13 protein-coding genes are annotated in these 15,641 nt (G+C 43.4%); 5 read left to right on the forward strand and 8 right to left on the reverse strand.

Annotated features, from left to right (window positions below; genetic code table 11):
• Positions 1-437: 437 nt before the first annotated feature.
• Positions 438-1,436, forward strand: coding sequence for a hypothetical protein (locus tag EOO49_RS08440; RefSeq protein ID WP_290844624.1), 999 nt, complete (start codon positions 438-440; stop codon positions 1,434-1,436).
• An 11-nt stretch (positions 1,437-1,447) separates the two neighbouring features.
• On the opposite strand, the gene EOO49_RS08445 is transcribed toward EOO49_RS08440, so the two are convergent.
• The 7 genes from EOO49_RS08445 to tgt all read right to left on the reverse strand — a co-directional run bounded on the left by EOO49_RS08445 (position 1,448) and on the right by tgt (position 9,435).
• Positions 1,448-4,114, reverse strand: a complete 2,667-nt coding sequence (locus EOO49_RS08445; RefSeq protein WP_290844626.1) for a DNA methyltransferase — start codon at positions 4,112-4,114, stop codon at positions 1,448-1,450.
• Between the two features lie 290 nt (positions 4,115-4,404).
• Positions 4,405-4,590, reverse strand: a complete 186-nt coding sequence (locus EOO49_RS08450; RefSeq protein ID WP_290844628.1) for a hypothetical protein — start codon at positions 4,588-4,590, stop codon at positions 4,405-4,407.
• 38 nt (positions 4,591-4,628) lie between these two features.
• Entirely contained in the window at positions 4,629-5,132 is a 504-nt protein-coding gene (locus EOO49_RS08455) for a hypothetical protein (protein WP_290844630.1), read from the reverse strand.
• 143 nt (positions 5,133-5,275) lie between these two features.
• Positions 5,276-5,692, reverse strand: a complete 417-nt coding sequence (locus EOO49_RS08460; protein WP_290844632.1) for a helix-turn-helix transcriptional regulator — start codon at positions 5,690-5,692, stop codon at positions 5,276-5,278.
• Between the two features lie 634 nt (positions 5,693-6,326).
• The gene (locus EOO49_RS08465) at positions 6,327-7,205 is read right to left on the reverse strand and encodes a DMT family transporter (protein ID WP_290844635.1); all 879 of its coding nucleotides are present in this window, start codon (positions 7,203-7,205) and stop codon (positions 6,327-6,329) included.
• Positions 7,192-8,277: an LptF/LptG family permease gene (locus EOO49_RS08470; protein WP_290844637.1), complete on the reverse strand. Its 1,086-nt coding sequence runs from the start codon at positions 8,275-8,277 to the stop codon at positions 7,192-7,194. Before EOO49_RS08470 ends, EOO49_RS08465 begins: the two co-directional genes overlap by 14 nt.
• 27 nt (positions 8,278-8,304) lie before the next feature.
• Entirely contained in the window at positions 8,305-9,435 is a 1,131-nt protein-coding gene (gene tgt / locus EOO49_RS08475; RefSeq protein ID WP_290844639.1) for a tRNA guanosine(34) transglycosylase Tgt, read from the reverse strand.
• 247 nt (positions 9,436-9,682) lie between these two features.
• Here tgt and EOO49_RS08480 point away from each other — a divergent pair, with 247 nt between their 5' ends.
• The 4 genes from EOO49_RS08480 (at position 9,683) to EOO49_RS08495 (ending at position 14,243) form a co-directional block, all read left to right on the forward strand.
• Positions 9,683-10,174 carry a VOC family protein gene (locus EOO49_RS08480; RefSeq protein ID WP_290844641.1) on the forward strand — a complete coding sequence of 164 codons (492 nt, stop codon included), beginning with the start codon at positions 9,683-9,685 and terminating at the stop codon, positions 10,172-10,174.
• 755 nt (positions 10,175-10,929) lie between these two features.
• Positions 10,930-11,358: an SRPBCC domain-containing protein gene (locus tag EOO49_RS08485; RefSeq protein WP_290844643.1), complete on the forward strand. Its 429-nt coding sequence runs from the start codon at positions 10,930-10,932 to the stop codon at positions 11,356-11,358.
• A 525-nt stretch (positions 11,359-11,883) separates the two neighbouring features.
• Positions 11,884-13,296, forward strand: coding sequence for a glycoside hydrolase family 30 beta sandwich domain-containing protein (locus EOO49_RS08490; RefSeq protein WP_290844645.1), 1,413 nt, complete (start codon positions 11,884-11,886; stop codon positions 13,294-13,296).
• The gene (locus EOO49_RS08495; protein WP_366927236.1) at positions 13,296-14,243 is read left to right on the forward strand and encodes a VOC family protein; all 948 of its coding nucleotides are present in this window, start codon (positions 13,296-13,298) and stop codon (positions 14,241-14,243) included. The genes EOO49_RS08490 and EOO49_RS08495 overlap by 1 nt, the downstream gene beginning before the upstream one ends.
• Here EOO49_RS08495 and EOO49_RS08500 read toward each other — a convergent pair.
• Positions 14,212-15,588, reverse strand: coding sequence for a hypothetical protein (locus EOO49_RS08500; RefSeq protein ID WP_290844649.1), 1,377 nt, complete (start codon positions 15,586-15,588; stop codon positions 14,212-14,214). The two genes, EOO49_RS08495 and EOO49_RS08500, sit on opposite strands and share 32 nt — an antisense overlap.
• Positions 15,589-15,641 lie beyond the last annotated feature (53 nt).

The following is a 15,641-nucleotide window of genomic DNA, read 5'->3' on the forward strand; positions in this document are numbered from 1 at the left end:
CGTCGCCTGCCAGCGGGGCTTACTTTTGCCTCGCCGCAAAAGTAACAAAAAGGCTCGCGGCACGACCGATTTTGGCGACCTGACAGCCTTGCAAATTCGGGAATTAAAGGAACTCGCGGGAACTTCTTCTCCAAACGACTCACTTTTGGGTCGCTCAAACAGCCTTTAATTCCGCGAATTTCCAAGACGTCAGGTGCCCGCCAAAACGCTCAAATGCCGGACTGATTGGAAGTATCTATTGGCCTTTTGCTTGCGCGCTGCGCAAAAGGCGTGCTCGCTTGGGGAGTTTTGGTTTTTACAGGGAAGATTTTTTCCACGAATGTGCTGTTGTGTATTGACGTAACTCTTCAAAAAAATCGTGGTTATTGTTGACGGTTACCTGCAAGCGTAATACTTTTGATTTTAATCATGTTATTCTAATTTGATACATTTACGACATGATCGATAAATTAAAAAAGCTAATGAGTAGACGCAAGACTGTGAACGACACTGGTATATTGAGAATTCCAGGTATACCTTATCATGATGCTTGGGTTGCATACAAATGTGTTAGTTGTAAAGAAATGAATTACGAACGAATTGGTCAGAATTTAACGACACCTAAAGAGGCGCTTGACTCGGCCGTTTGGAAATGTCAAAGTTGTGGCTTTATTCATTCTAAAGAAACTGATTTACCGTTTGATAATTGGGAAGAAGATTATAATAGTGCAGATTCGACAACAGCTTTAAGATTTTGGGAAGGTTTTTTTCGCATCGCTACAGAACATCCAGAGTCATATTGGAAACAGTGTAATGTTTGTAGTAGAATATTACCATTCAATGCCTTTAGCAAGCATAGTAACTGGGGACCTTTAGAGAAACAAATGGAATGTAGAAGTTGTAAGGGAGCTATCAACGCAGTTCTAAATCCAAAACGTTCAAAAGAACAATTACATGAGTCTTCGGTTCGAAGAAGGATAGCTGATCTTTTCATTGAAGACGAAAATGAACAAATTAATTTTCAAGAATTATTTGACAGATTCGGCGGTCGTTGCTTTAAAACAAAAGAACCATTAGATATTTCTAAGCGTGAAACATGGTCTATTGACCATATTTTACCTTCAAAATATCTTTATCCGCTGAAGAAAGAAAACGCGGCTTTGCTTTCCAAAGGAGCTAATGAAAATAAAAGAGATAAATGGCCAAGCAGATATTACACAAATGGTGAATTAATTGATTTGGCTAAGATTGTTGGCGCAAATATTGACTTGATGTCAAGTAAGCTTCCAATTATGAATCACAATATCGACGTGAATAAAGGAGTAGATCGTTACCTTCAAGTAAGAGAAAAATCTGATTTACCGAAACGCATTAAAGAGATAAAAAAGATAATACTCATTTATGATTTGGTCGATAAGTTGTCAATCGAAAATAAAAAATTGCTTGGGTTTGAATAAACCCAAGCAATCTAAATTAAAACAAGATATTGATGAGAGGTTACGGTTCCTTTATCCCTAATGCCGTGTGACTCACAATGCTCAACACTTTCATCAAAAATGTCCGCGGTTTTGAACCAGCGTTTGCTTATTCTCTGAAGTTCAGATGCCATATCACATTTCTTACTTTTGCCGAGATGTAGCACAAAAGGACAGTCAGTCTTAAGGCGCTCCTTCGCTTGTCTAAAGATTGGCTCATAAATATCAAAATTCAGTTTCTGTTTTTCATCTACAAAAGATTTTGGTTGGTGTTTAAAGTCAATTTCTGACCAGCCTGTAAACCAAATTCTAATCCAATTAGCGAGGTAAAAGCGAGTGCTGTCAAAAAATGGAGGTGATGTAATTATCGCATCAAGATTATTTATTTCTTGTGGCCAGATTTTAGTAGTGTCTTGATGAAATACTTTTCCATTTCTAAAGTTTAACGGAAGTTCTTGATTAATTACCCGGTGAACTTTTTCATTTAATTTTTCAATTAAATTCTTGTACTCGAATTCCCCTGTTGGTGCGTATGGAACAATAGGATGTGATCTTCTGCTGAGAGCATACGGCCTATTACCATGAAGAATATGCAATAAGGATGCAACTACCAACATTTCGCTAGGAGTTTTAGGAGATCGCTCTTTTATAAATCTACGAGCAAGCAAAATTTCTTTTAACGTTCGTTCCTCGTAATATTCGGATAAGTTTTTATTAAAACCGAATTGTTTAACAGCTTCAAGTTCATCACGAGTACAACTATTTGAATTTATGAAATTATTTAATGAGTCTATATAAGCGTAGCTTTCAATCACCGATGCTGAATTGATTTTGGCATAAGAAATATAATACGCAGGTAAGCTAATATCAATCCCATAAGACATTTTACCAGATAAGGCGGCTTCAAACGGTATAGTGCCCACACCAGAAAAAGGATCAAAGACGCTGCCCTCATTAGGCACGAATGTATTTACTAATTGATTGGCAATTGATGGTTTTAATTTGCCCTGATATGAACACAGCGAGTGGTTTTTGTGTCCCCAATTTCTATTCGATAATGGAACTTGTTGATGAGGTAAGTCATTCTTAAAAGAACTCCAATCCGCTTCCCATTTTTTTATAACCCTTCGAGTCGATGAGATTTTTTTTCCAGTATACTCGAAGACAAGCAATGACTGTGTTAGAACTTCTTGATTTCTGGACCGACGCTTACGCAAAACTTTGTTGTCAATTAGTTTATAACCTAAACTTTGAAAAAGTTCGATTAAAATATCGTCAGTCTTAATGTGAATTCCGCAAAAAATAGAATCACCAATATCAATCAAAATTTTCGAGTTTTGTTCGAGTGACGGTTTGATGTCGTTAAAAATTCCATACATCTCATCAAAGTAACTTTTAGCCATTATTGGAATTCTCGAATCATACGAATTACTTTTCAATTCATCCATTGTAGAATGTAATAAAGGACTAATCTTAGTCAAATCTAAAATTCCAGTTTTAGCATATTCCTTTCTGACGTCATTGATTCCACTGGTTAAGACTTGGTCTCTAAAAAAGCGTAAGTCATTTTCATACTGCAGATATCGTAAAAACCACAATTCTATTTTCGTGTTTCTAAAGTAATTAGTGCCGTTAAGATAAGGCGGACTGGTAATAACTGCTCCAATTTTTAAATGATTTATTTTGCCAATATTTTTTGCATTCGTTGAAATAAATTCAGGAAGATTATTGAGCTTAATATTTATATCTAGCACATCTTGAGATATGTCTTCGATTTTGTCCAGCAAAACCTCATTTAGAGCTTTTAGGTCTTTTTTAATTTCTTTCTCAGTCTTAAATCTCACATCTCCAACCTTTTTTAAATATGACACAGGCAGTAAGCAAGAAATGACAGCTACTGTTAGAATATCACCCAGCAATTCATCTTCTAATTTGATATTATCGATGAGAGTGCGAAGTTTTAAAATTTGATCAAGTGCATTTTTGGGAAAATATTCTTTCTCAGGGAACAATAAATTATAAGAGTCTTCTAGTGATTTATTTCTTTCAAAATTATCAATATCACCAATGATAGTATGTTTTATCACTTTCAAACTCTCTGCAATATTTTTACGTCTAGAATCAGAGGATTTTAAAACACTTATTTTTGTCTCAATTAAGAACTGAAGTAATGGGTTGACTTCCGAATAAACAGTTTTGATATTTAATTCATCTGCTGCTAGCAAAGTTGTACCAGTGCCTGCAAAAGGCTCGTAGATTATAGTATTAGCAATGCCATAATTGTTGATCAAAGATTTCACAAAGTCAGGCGCATAGCCTTCAATGTAAGGATACCAGCGTTGAAAAGGAAGACTTTTACTTTTGACAAAGGTTACGTCCTTTTCTGTAACTCCATCAATTTTATCTATTTGATGAAGATTTTGTTTTACAAGTCGTTTAATAACTTGATTTATAGATCTATCTTGTTTCTCTGCAAATAGCGAAAGTTGCTTATATGTCTGAACACCTATCAAATCCTTAATTTCTTGTGTAGAGAGTTCTTTAATTTTTGAAAAGTAGGATTCCTCAGGTTCGCTAAAGGCGATTGTAACTGATCGGTCTTTTGCTATTGCAGAGGGGTAGTCACTGAAATACACTGCTTTATAAAATTGTTTTGCCATAAAAGAAGTAAGTATCAGTTTATGATAGTTACTTCGTAAAGATAGTTCTTTATTTTATAGGTTCTACATCTGGCTATGAACTAATTTTTTTTGGAACCGGTGATACGCTTGCTGGTAGCGTGAGGCCGCCAGTTGAAGGCGCGGCTGTCGAAGAAGGGTTTTTCCGTTAGTACGAAAGGCAGCAACACTTTTGATTTTTTCAAACTTTTCAAGTTAGAAAAATCATTGTTTTGCAGTCATGGAAAGGACACTTCCGAAACCTGAAAACCCGTTATTGAGGTTTGCGGTGTTTATGCGTTCGCGCCTTCGTCTTTTAGTTTTATTTTTACCAACTCTATATATTCAATTAAAGCTGGTTTTTTAAAACTTGAAATGTGATAATGAAGATTTATAATATTTGGAGAAAGAACGGTAAACGGAATTTCGTTCATCGCCTCAAATTTTGCCATCATTAATTTGTGTTTCTCATGGGTCATTGTCGTTATCGAGTTTTCCGAGGATTGCCTTAGTGCATTTAAAATATAAAAGTAATATCGAGAATTATTTGTCCATACTTAATCGTTTCTTCAAACGTCGGAAACTTTCCTTTGTGAATTACATCATTTCTAAATTCCCGCTGTTTCGAATTTAAATTATCTGGAGCGCTTCGATACTTTTGCGTATACAAAAAAACAAAAGCTCCAAGTTGCCTTTCGGATTGCGCACTAACGAGCTTCCAAGATTCATTGAAAGTTTGTTCAGGAATGTTTTGCTCGTAAAACAATACTTTTATGAAATATTCCTGAAGTCGTTCTAAACTAGAAGTCATTGAAGAAACTGCTTCTCGGTAATATCCGTCGATAATAGCGTAAATTGCGGACTCCATTAACAATTCAAACTTTTGATTCATTTGGAAATATACATTTTCATGGCCTTCTGAACATGTATATCTATACAATTCTTGATCTTGTACTTGTACAAAATCTATCGTTTCAACATAATTTCTAAAGCATTTAGAACACTGGAATTTGATTTTCATCGATGTGTTTTTTTGGCATGACGCATGAATAATTAATAAGTGATAGGTCGTCGCCACTATCCTCCCAAATATAGGACTTCGAGTCAAGGCAATACGGTTTTCAGTAAAACAAAAAAGTCGCCAACGGCGACTTTTCAAATTTTCTATTTCTTATCCAATAACCTTTCGAGGTATGTATTTTTTTCCTTTTCAGCCTCAAGCAACCGCTCATAAAGCTTCTCCTTTTCAGCAAAAACCTCAATCAATTTATCTAAAGGATTGAATGTGCACGCAAGAGGATTATTGGCAATCGTGCCTGAGTTTACGCTGTTGTCATAAAAGTTATTGAAATAATTAATCACATTTTCCTCGCTGAAATTCTCAATAGCTTCTTTACTAACGCCAAGCGCCTCCGCGACATCCTTCAAGCGCTTGTCATCAATCTCCTCACTGTTCTCCAAAATCGAGATCGATTGCTGGCTCACGCCCAAAGCCTGCGCTAAAGCTTCCTGTTTCATGCCGCGCAGTTCGCGGATGCGGGAGATTTTACGGCCTATGTGGGATTTAGATGGCGTTTCCATGGTGTTGAATGTTTGTTTTGTAAATATAGGGATTTTGGAAAATGGCAAACGCGGTAAATTACTAACAACATTTTTTTGTAGCAAAATCGTCCGGCCAGAACGAATGCTACAAAAAGTGTAGCATTTGTTTTCAATCGCGAAAATTGCTACAAATAAGGAAGGCATACAAAACTCGTGGAATTCTCCCCCAGTTGATCTCGGGTGTTGCAGACACAGATGGTTCTAAAACCCAAAGTGTCGAGCGGGCACATTAGGGTCGAGCGGGGTGTGAAAGTGCTAATAACCCAAGAGTCCGAGCGGGCACATTTTTGGCGCAGCGCGCAAGCCAAAAATCAATAGACACTTTCCGATTAGTCCGGCAATTGAGCGTTTTGGCGGGCACCTGACGTCTTGGAAATTCGCGGAATTAAAGGCTGTTTGAGCGCCCCAAAAGTTAGTCGTTTCGAAGAAAGCTTCCCGCGAGTTCCTTTAATTCCCGAATTTCCAAGGCTGTCAGGTCGCCAAAATCGGTCGTGCCGCGCGCCTTTTTGTTACTTTTGCGGCGAGGCAAAAGTAAGCCCCGCTGGCAGGCGACGAAAACCGGATTTTTCAAAAAAGCTAGTGCCAGGTAGCCGGAACCAGCTCCCAAAAAAAATCAAGAAGAAATTTTATTTTTAAAAACACCGTTAAGCACAACAACGCCAATAATAACAGCAGCCCCAATATAAAAATCAAAACTCATGCGCTCCCCTTCACCAATAAGAAGCCAAGCCAGCAAAATGCCATAAACCGGCTCGAGGTTGGTCGTCAGCATCACGGTATAAGGCGTAAGTTTCCGCATGATCTGAACCGATGCAGTGAAAGCATACGCCGTGCAGACCGAAGCCAAAAGCAAGATAAGCAGCCAGTCGTTCACGGAAACGTCGAAAAAATCGGGCGTGAAGTCACCCGAAATCGCGAGATATAAAGTCACGAACAGGAAGCCCGAGACGAATTCGTATAAAGTGATGACTTTCGGGTCGTGATCGAGCGTGAGTTTTCCGTTCAACAAGGTGAACATGACTCCGAAGAAAACCGAGATCAGCGCCAAAACCATTCCGTTAATATATTGGAATTCCACGTTCAGGATCAGGCTCAAAGCAGCCACAATCACGAGTCCGAAAAGGATTTCGTACCAAAGCATCTTTCGGTTGTAGAACAAAGGCTCGAAAACGGCGGCGAAAAAAGCGCCCATCGAAAACATGGCCAAGGTGATCGACACATTCGAAACCTTTATCGCCGTAAAGAACAGGATCCAATGCACCGCTATCAGAAGTCCTACGAAAATAAGGCGCAAAAGCACTTTTCGGGGAACTCTCAAAGGCGTTTTGGTAAACTTGAGCCAGCCAAAAAGGCAAGCCGTCGCGATCAGCATGCGATACCACACGAGGTTCGTTCCGCCAATTGAGATCAATCCGCCCAGAACGCCCGTGAATCCCCAGATGAAAACGATCAGGTGAAGCTGTAAGTACGACTGGAGTTTACCGCTTTGCATTCCTCAGGAGATAAACCGCGAGAATCCCGAACAGGAAATTCGGAAGCCACACCGCCAAAAACGGTGGAATACTCGACTTCTCGGCCAAAGTCCCGAAAATCTTGTCGAAGAAAACGAACGTAAACGCGATCCCGATCCCTATGGCGAGGTTCATTCCCATTCCGCCGCGGCGTTTCATCGACGAAACCGAAACCGCGATGATCGTAAGGATGAAGGCCGAAACCGGAAGGCTGTACTTTTTGTACAAAACCACGAGGTAAGTGTCGATATTGCCTGATCCGCGTTTGCGTTCCTTGGCGATGAAGTCGTTCAATTCGCCCAAAGTCAGGGTTTCCGCGATATAGACTGTCGGCGTCAGATCTTCGAGCTCGAACGGGAAAACCGTGTCCTTCTTGGTTTCGGAAGTGAGTCTGTCGCCAAGCGGCCCGACGTCGCGCCTGGTGTAGTTGAACATCGTGTATTTCTTCGTGCGTTCGTTATATTTCACGCGGCTTGCGGTGATTTTATACTCGAGTTTCTTGTTCTTATCGAACTTCTCAAGCGTGAACGAAAACGCCATTTTCGAGCCTTGGTTGAAGGTTCCGACGTGGATGAAAACCTCGTCGTTTATCTGACGGAAAACGTCGCTGTTCTTTTGCTTTTTGTCCTTTCCGCCGCCTTTTAGATACTCGTACCGAAAGTCATTGAAACCTTGGCTGGCTTTGGGAACGATAAAAAATCCGGCCAAAAGCACGACGATAGAAACGATGGTCGCGCCCACGATATAAGGACGCAAAAATCTCGAAAATGAAATCCCCGAACTCAAAATCGCGATGACTTCGGTATTGTTCGCAAGCTTCGAAGTGAACCAGATCACCGAAAGGAAAAGGAAAATCGGGAACAACAAATTCGCGAAATAGATCGTGAAATTGAGGTAGTAAAAGGCGATTTCTCCAAACGGTATCTTGTTCTCGATCATCTTGTTGACCTTTTCGGACACGTCGATCACGATCCCGATCGGAATGAACATGAGCAACATCACCGTAAAAGTGACGAGGTAGCGCTTTAGGATGTAGAGGTCGATGATCTTCATAGGTGCGAAGTGCTAAAGTGCCTGAGTTTAGAGTCGATTGTTCATCTGACGGACCATTTTCTCTTTCCACTCGCGGAAATCTCCCGCTAAGATATGTTTTCTGGCCTCGCGCACCAACCACATGTAAAATCCGAGGTTGTGGATCGTGGCGATCTGTTTTCCGAGATATTCATCGGCTACGAACAAATGGCGCAGATAAGCTTTCGTGTACTCGCGGTCTACGAATGTCGTCCCGTTTTCGTCGAGTATCGAAAAATCGTCGGCCCACTTTCTATTTTTGATGTTGATCGTGCCGTAAGCCGTGAACAACATGCCGTTTCTGGCGTTTCTGGTTGGCATCACGCAGTCGAACATGTCGATTCCGAGCGCGATGTTTTCGAGAATGTTGATAGGAGTTCCGACGCCCATCAGGTAACGCGGCTTGTCTTCTGGCAAAATCGCCGTCACGACTTCGGTCATCGCGTACATTTCTTCTGCCGGTTCACCAACCGAGAGTCCGCCGATGGCATTGCCGACTTGTTGGGAATTGGCGATATATTCCGCCGATTGCTGACGCAAATCCTTATAAGTACTTCCTTGCACGATTGGGAAAAATGCCTGCTCGTACCCGTATTTGAACGGCAATTTGTCCAGGTGCGAAATGCAACGGTCGAGCCAGCGATGCGTCATGTGCATCGAACGTTGGGCGTATCTGTAATCGCATGGATACGGCGTACATTCGTCAAAGGCCATGATGATGTCGGCGCCTATCGTACGTTGGATTTCCATCACGTTTTCTGGCGTAAAAAAGTGGTAGGAACCGTCGATGTGCGACTTGAACTTCACGCCTTCTTCCTTGATTTTTCGGTTGGCAGACAAAGAGTAGACCTGATAACCGCCCGAATCTGTCAGGATATTCCTGTCCCAACCCATGAATTTGTGCAAACCTCCGGCTTTCTCGAGGATTTCGGTTCGCGGACGCAAATACAGATGGTAAGTGTTTCCGAGGATGATATCCGGATTGATTTCCTCCCGCAACTCGCGTTGGTGCACGCCTTTCACGGACGCGACCGTTCCCACGGGCATAAAAATCGGGGTTTCTATAACGCCGTGGTCTGTAGTTAACTTTCCGGCGCGGGCTTTGGTTTGCGGGTCTTTTTGTAAAAGGTCGAATTTCATGTTTGTCCCGATGTTTTTCGGCTCGCAAATATAGTCGAAATCAGCTATTGGTTTGGGACACTTTAGTTTGAATTTAAGAGTTGCGCCTGAGCGGATGCAAAACGCTCGTTTCCAAATCGCGATCGGCTTCCTGATTCCGGAAACCACTTCTGACGATTGGCGCGTTTCACAATATGGATTGTCGCTTCCACCACTCGATTTCGTCTCAAAAATCCGATAACTTTGGACAAAGCAAAAAACAAAAACCATGAACTTTCAGACAAACAGCCAGCAAATCGAGCCTTTTTTGTGGTTCGACACCCAAGCAGAAGAAGCCGTGAACAAATATGTTTCGCTATTTCCGAATTCGAAGGTCAACGCCACGACGCGCTTCGGGAAAGAAGGTCCGGGACCCGAAGGCTCGGTGATGACGATAGGTTTCGAGCTCAACGGAATCAAGTTCGCAGCGCTGAACGGCGGCCCGATGTTCAAGTTCACCGAAGCCGTTTCGTTCGTGATCCACTGCAAAGACCAAAGCGAGGTCGACAAATATTGGGACGCGCTGCTCGAAGGCGGGCAAACCCAGGCTTGCGGCTGGCTCAAGGACAAATTCGGGCTGTCGTGGCAAATCATTCCCGACAAATTCCTCGAGTTGATAAAATCGGACGAGCCCAAAAAAATCGCCAGCATGATGCAAGCCATGATGAAGATGATAAAACTCGACGAAGCGGAATTGGTCGCGGCATACGACGCAGGCTGAACGGGCGATTCAAATAAAATGAACTTTTTTTTCGCAAACACTGTAACAAATCGCGGCGACGTTCTTCTTTATAGAAATCATCAGTCGCAAATCAATCACGAATCAATCGCAGATCATCAATCAAGGCAGTCACACCGAAATCAAAATGCAATTCCCGTCTAATCAGCGGGATTTTTTTTTAGTGATAAAGTCACGGATGTGGAAATGCCTGAGTTGTCTGATCGCATCGACAAAATCATATCTCAAAACTGATTTTTTGTTTCTGCGACAAAGCCCTAGCCCGGGTGAAGCGGCTTAGCCTTTCGAGGAAGCCGACGTGATTTTTCGCGCCCAAAACAGCGACCGAAGGAAGCTCGTTTTGGGCGCAGAAAAAACCGACGGGTTCGAGAAAGCTAAAAGCGGCAGCCGGAATTTGCTTCAAAATATTGTGTCGAAAAACTGGAAACAACAAATGATGATTACGGACGACCTTTATTTAACAAAAAGTACATGTTTTCTGTAATGAGCGTATTTTGGAAATCCCGATCTTACCTTCAGGGAAGGGGAAAATGTTTATCCCTACAAAATCGCGGAATGAATCGGTTACAGAAAATCTGTAAAAATTGTTAAATGAAGGTTCAGTAGATTTACTTTTGTCTTTCGGAAAACACCACATCTTTTCATGGCCACATTTCTCGGCAAAACAAAAAACTTCAGGCACTTCGGGCTCAGTCGCTCAGACACTCAAAAAAATCCTAACTAAAAAAAAAACGATCATGGACAACACACTGAACATCACGCAATCGGTCGAGATTCACGCCACGGCGGCCGACGTCTGGAAAGGCGTCACAGACCCGGAACTCATAAAAGAATATTTTTTCGGAACCACGATGGAAACGTCATGGGAAAAAGGCGCGCCCGTTTTTTGGAGAGGCGTCTGGGACGGAAAAGCATACGAGGAAAAGGGCGAAGTGCTCGATATCGATCGGGGAAATTCCGTGTCGGTGAGCTACCTGACTTCGGGCCTTGAAGACAAACCCGAAAATTATGCGGTCGTCACCTACGAAATTGAAACTTTGGACGAGGAATTCACGAAACTCACGATCACGCAAGAAGGTTTCCAAGACCAAAAAGCCTGTGACGATTCGCGTGAAAACTGGAAAGTCGTACTCGATGGCTTGAGAAAAGTCGTCGAAAATCTCTAGGAAGAGCAAGCGAACTAAAGCCATTTTCGGTAGCCAAAAACCTGATTTCCAATTTGGAGTCAGTTTTTTTTTATTGTCGGATTTTCGGACTTTCGGATTTGGACTCAAACCGATAATTGCCATTTGAACATAACTGAATTCTCGCATCTCTCAATCAGTCGGACGCTTTCGAATTTAACACATTAAGGACATTAAGGACATTAAGGAAATTAAGTTTGTTAAGCAAAAACTACTACGACAACTTCGAAACACATCTCCTTACTGCTCTTAATGAACTTAATGGTTCAAAAAAAACTACAAGGTCGAAAAAACCTTGCAGGTCAGCATAAAAAAACAAACAGCGGATTTTGCCTCAAAAGTGATCGGCGTTGGAATTAGTCCAGCTGACTATCGGAATTGGATTTGGGATTTGTCCCGATAGCGATCGGGATTGGATTTTGGAATTTGGATTTGGATTTTTAACTTTTATTATCCCTATTTTTGAGAATCCCGAAATCTCAACCGACAAAAATCAAAAAACAACCAATGAACCTCCTAAAAACAACACTAGTTGTGGCAGTTGCGCTTTTCACCGCGATGGTCGCAGCCCAGACCCAAAAATCCGTAAAAGTAGAAAACTGGCTCACCAAACCAGACAAGTCGGTACTTTTTACCAAGCAGTCCGATATAACTTCGGTCGAAGCGTCGGCGCTCACGAACAGGAACGGAATCTCGATCGACGACAAACAAACCTTCCAAACCATAGACGGTTTCGGGTATTGCCTGAACGGCGGAAGCGCACAATTGCTCACGGCGATGGGCGAAGACGAACAAAAAGAACTTTTGGCCGATTTGTTTTCAACTGCCGGAAATGCCATCGGGATAAGCTTTCTGAGAATCTCGATCGGCGCATCTGACCTTGACGACCACGTTTTCTCTTACAACGATCTGCCAAAAGGAAAAACCGACGTCAAACTCGAAAAGTTCAGCCTGGAGAACGACCGCCGCACGGGATTGATCCCGATTCTCAAAAAAATCCTCAAGATCAACCCCAAAATAAAGATCATGGGCTCGCCTTGGAGCGCTCCGGTCTGGATGAAAGACAACGGCGACACAAGAGGCGGCAGCCTGAAACCGGAATATTATCCGGTTTACGCCCAGTATTTCGTGAAGTACATCCAAGGCATGAAAGCCGAAGGAATCGCCATCGATGCGATCACGATCCAAAACGAACCTTTGCATCCGGGCAACAATCCGAGTATGTACATGGAAGCCAAAGACCAACTGGTTTTCGTGCGCGATTTCCTCGGACCGGCGTTTGCCAAAGCGGGAATCAAGACCAAAATCGTGCTTTACGACCACAATTGCGACAAACCTGACTATCCGATTTCGATCCTGAACGATCTAAAAGCCAAAAAGTTCATCGACGGTTCGGGCTTTCACCTTTACGGAGGCACGATCGATGCCATGAGCAAGGTGCACGACGCGCATCCCGACAAAAACCTTTATTTCACCGAACAATGGACAGGCGGACCGGGCGATTTCCTTAACGATCTCAAGTGGAATGTCGAGCATTTGCTGGTCGGTGCGACGCGAAATTGGGCAAAAACGGTCTTGCAGTGGAATTTGGCCGCCGATTCGAAATACGATCCACACACAGATCGCGGCGGTTGCACGACTTGCATGGGCGCGGTCACGATCCAGGGTTCGAAAGTCAACAAAAATGTCGCGTATTACCACATGGCGCACGCCTCGAAATTCGCGCGTCCGGGGTCGAAACGCATCAAGACCAACGAAATCGAAGGTTTGCCGAACGTCGCTTTCCTGACGCCTGACGGAAAAACGGTTCTGGTCGTGGTCAACACATCGGCCGCAGCCAAGACGTTTTCGGTAAATTTCAACAACCAGACTTTCAGCTCGCAACTCGACGCCGGAGCGGTTTCGACCTATATTTTCTAATGCGGCTTCGCGTCGCTAGACATACCAAAGATTTGAGTCCGATGCTTGGTTTTTATACCGAAGTCATCGGACTTTCGGTTTTGGGAAAATTCGGGAACCACGATGGTTACGACGGCATCTTCCTTGGAAAGCTGAACGAAAATTGGGAAATCGAATTCACAAGATCGGACGAAAATCCGGAACATTTCCCTGACGAGGACGACCTCTTGGTTTTCTATCTGAATTCTCAGGCCGAAATCGATGCCTTGGTGAAACGAGCCGGGCGTTTTGGAACAAATCCGATAGAAGCGAAAAATCCGTATTGGAGAGAAAACGGCAAAATCTTGCGCGATCCGGATGGTTTTCGTGTTTGCATCGGCCTGAAATCACCACGGCTGAAAATCGGGATGCTCACGAAAATCGCGCTCGATCTGGGAATCGGGGATTGGAATTCACTTTTGGAACACGTTCGCGATTTGCCTTACGGAAGAAACGCGAACCGACGCGATCTTAGCTTGGTTTTAACCGAAGCAAAAGGCAGTTGTTCATCCAAACACGCGCTGTTGAAAGCAATCGCCGATGAAAACTACATTCCGGCAAAGCTGATTTTGGGCGTTTACCGAATGTCGCGAAGGAACACGCCGGGAATTGGGAACACACTTGAGAACTCGGGTTTGGACTTTATTCCCGAAGCACATTGTTATTTGGATCTCGGCGGATTCAAGTTCGATTTCACTGCTGCAAATTCGGATTTCTCAAAACTCAAAGCAGACATTTTACACGAAATAGAAATCGAACCCGATCAGGTCTCGGATTTTAAAGTCAAGTTCCATCAGAATTTTGTGCGCGATTGGATTGCGTCCGAAAAAATTGCGCTTGACTACGATCAAGTCTGGAAACTGCGAGAAAACTGCATCGCCCGACTTTCGGACAACACTACATTTTCATCAGACCTGGATAAAGTCTGACGTAAACCTCGAACGCCATCGGATTTTTTCCGTACAGCTCGTCCAATCGGCTGGAACTCGCGTAAAAACTGAACTGTCCGCCGGCGGCAAGATTGAATTTCTTCATTTTCAGGATGTCGTAACTGCTTCCGACCGTGATCGCATTCACCGGAAAAACCGCGTGTTCGCCATAAATCGATTCGTCCAAAGCCAATTCCTCGGCCGATTTTTGCACGAATTCGTATTTTCCGTAAACCGCCAATCTTCGCTTATTCCACGCGGCTTCAAACAATGCGGCGTGCTCGCCATCGTGTCCTTTCGATTTGTTCATTCCCCAAAGTGCGGTCGCGTTGAACCAGCCGTTCTTGTCCAATGGCAAGCTGTAAGTGGCCGAAGCGGTCGTTCGGTTCACGTCTTCGTTCAGATGCAATTCTTCGGGTTGTTTCAAAAATCCGTGGGAAACCTGAAGTGCCCAATTTTGGTTCGGATTGTATGAAAGTCGTCCCGAATAGCTGTCGAATCGCGGTTTGTCGAAATCGTACCGATGTTCGTTCGGCTCACGTCCGGTGAAAGACGAACCTTCAATCTTGAACTTTTTGTATCGGAAACCGATCGTCGCCACGCCGAAGGTGATGTGCGTCGCATCGACCCAATGATGGCTCAAAGGCGCATCCGGATTGTAAAGCGCTGACGGACGGTGCATGAACGCAACGGCTCCAAGCGCAGGTTCGCCCGGATATCCGACATAAACGAAAGCGTCGATTTCTTTGGTAAACGCGTGAGCGTAACTCACCGAAAGCTCCGAAAACAAATCGTGTGGATGCTGGCGATCGACCAAAGGCGCGCCGCGATAAGCTTCTCCGCTTTGGAACAACAAGGGATAACCGTCATTTCCACCGAGCGCGGCATCGAACGAAAACATCGTGCTGAAATGGAAAAGTCCTTTCTTGCCGACCGGTTTTTGTCCCATGAACATAAACCAGTTCGGAGCGTCGAATTCGTCTGCGCCACGCGATCCGCGATTCGTGAAATCCTGGTTGTTGTATCGCACGAACAGACTGCCGTGCGTCATGAACATCCAATCTTTCGAGTGGAACATGAGTCCGTACATTGGCGAGGCGTCTGGCAACCAACCTGTTCCCGAAGCGTTGCGGTTCATGGGAAGATTTCTCGAGAAAGCGTGTGGCATCGAATGCATTTGGTGTTCGGTTTTCGTGGAATCCGGGTCCATTTTCGACATATCGTGACCTTCGTGGTTTTGATGGTTTTGTGGCTTCGGATTATCTGGTTTGGCTTGATGGTGATCGTGTTGCGCGAATGTTTGCCAAGCTGTCAGCAACAGTGAGAAGGCAAGTATTTTTTTCATGATCCGTCTATTTTTCTGACTTGTAAAAGTAAAACAGCCGATTCGTTGCCGAA

Origin of the sequence: Flavobacterium sp., assembly GCF_004295795.1 — a bacterium.
Taxonomy (GTDB): Bacteria; Bacteroidota; Bacteroidia; order Flavobacteriales; family Flavobacteriaceae; genus Flavobacterium.

Excerpts from the sequence above, each read along its gene's own strand:
- EOO49_RS08495 (WP_366927236.1), top strand. The coding sequence starts at position 13,296 with ATGCGGCTTCGCGTCGCTAGACATACCAAAGATTTGAGTCCGATGCTT.
- EOO49_RS08470 (WP_290844637.1), bottom strand. The coding sequence starts at position 8,277 with ATGAAGATCATCGACCTCTACATCCTAAAGCGCTACCTCGTCACTTTT.
- EOO49_RS08480 (WP_290844641.1), top strand. The coding sequence starts at position 9,683 with ATGAACTTTCAGACAAACAGCCAGCAAATCGAGCCTTTTTTGTGGTTC.
- EOO49_RS08440 (WP_290844624.1), top strand. The coding sequence starts at position 438 with ATGATCGATAAATTAAAAAAGCTAATGAGTAGACGCAAGACTGTGAAC.
- tgt (WP_290844639.1), bottom strand. The coding sequence starts at position 9,435 with ATGAAATTCGACCTTTTACAAAAAGACCCGCAAACCAAAGCCCGCGCC.
- EOO49_RS08485 (WP_290844643.1), top strand. The coding sequence starts at position 10,930 with ATGGACAACACACTGAACATCACGCAATCGGTCGAGATTCACGCCACG.
- EOO49_RS08465 (WP_290844635.1), bottom strand. The coding sequence starts at position 7,205 with ATGCAAAGCGGTAAACTCCAGTCGTACTTACAGCTTCACCTGATCGTT.
- EOO49_RS08455 (WP_290844630.1), bottom strand. The coding sequence starts at position 5,132 with ATGAAAATCAAATTCCAGTGTTCTAAATGCTTTAGAAATTATGTTGAA.
- EOO49_RS08500 (WP_290844649.1), bottom strand. The coding sequence starts at position 15,588 with ATGAAAAAAATACTTGCCTTCTCACTGTTGCTGACAGCTTGGCAAACA.
- EOO49_RS08445 (WP_290844626.1), bottom strand. The coding sequence starts at position 4,114 with ATGGCAAAACAATTTTATAAAGCAGTGTATTTCAGTGACTACCCCTCT.
- EOO49_RS08490 (WP_290844645.1), top strand. The coding sequence starts at position 11,884 with ATGAACCTCCTAAAAACAACACTAGTTGTGGCAGTTGCGCTTTTCACC.
- EOO49_RS08450 (WP_290844628.1), bottom strand. The coding sequence starts at position 4,590 with ATGACCCATGAGAAACACAAATTAATGATGGCAAAATTTGAGGCGATG.
- EOO49_RS08460 (WP_290844632.1), bottom strand. The coding sequence starts at position 5,692 with ATGGAAACGCCATCTAAATCCCACATAGGCCGTAAAATCTCCCGCATC.